This is a genomic window from Marinifilum sp. JC120 (genome assembly GCA_004923195.1).
GTDB lineage: Bacteria > Desulfobacterota > Desulfovibrionia > Desulfovibrionales > Desulfovibrionaceae > Maridesulfovibrio.
The window spans coordinates 1-455 of sequence record RDSB01000194.1; the positions used below are offsets into that span (position 1 = coordinate 1).

Annotated in this window: 1 protein-coding gene; it reads left to right on the forward strand. The window is 35.4% G+C overall.

Annotated features, from left to right (window positions below):
• A partial coding sequence (locus tag D0S45_20860; protein ID TIH04831.1) for a hypothetical protein occupies positions 1-336 on the forward strand: 336 nt, incomplete at its 5' end.
• Positions 337-455: the final 119 nt, after the last annotated feature.

Consider the following 455-nt stretch of genomic DNA (forward strand, 5'->3'; position numbering starts at 1 on the left):
ACACTGAATCCAGCTGTTTCAAATGGTCCTCATCATTCAACAACAGGAGATTCTGACGAATCTTATTATCTAGATCCTCTTGTACCAGAAAATGTGTTAAATGCACCAAATGATGATCAGAAGTTTAATACAATTTTGATGGATGTTAATTATCCCAGTGATCAACTATCCACAAATGAGATTTTCAAGGAATTCTATGGTAATGTTCCAGAAGAATCAAAGGTTGATGACCTCATATCAAGCGACGTTGGTCCACACTACTTAATCACTTTTAGTGACTTCTCTGTTCCATGTGACGATTATATGTTAAATAAAGTCAAATTAGTTTTAACTTAGGGATATGAGGACCCAACGTTATTTCGTGGGGGAGGATGAACGCAGAAAATTTTAAAATCCGGATATTAACTTCCGATCTTTTAAAAAAAAAAAAAGGGGAGGTGTTAGGATAGTCGGAA